Annotated in this window: 1 protein-coding gene; it reads left to right on the top strand. The window is 54.4% G+C overall.

Going from position 1 to position 239, the window contains the following annotated elements:
* Nucleotides 1-239: transposase (locus ACUHMQ_RS21500; RefSeq protein ID WP_445297444.1), on the top strand; the 239-nt coding region annotated here is incomplete at both ends.

The following is a 239-nucleotide window of genomic DNA, read 5'->3' as shown; positions in this document are numbered from 1 at the left end:
CCGGCCACCGTTTCCGACGGAATTGATGGTTCGGGTGCTGCTGGTTCAGCAATTGTTCAATCTCAGCGATGAGCAGATGGAATTCCAGTTACTGGATCGCCTGAGTTTCCAGCGCTTTGTCGGTCTACGCAGTAGCAGTCAGATTCCAGACCGTACCACCCTTTGGACCTTCAAGGAGCGGCTCATTGCCGCAGGTGCGAGTAACAGCATCTTTGAGGCGACCAATCGGCAGTTAGCCA

It is taken from the genome of Chitinimonas violaceus (assembly GCF_052601015.1).
Note: the sequence above shows the minus strand (reverse complement) of the source record. Positions and strands in the feature narration are given on the sequence as shown.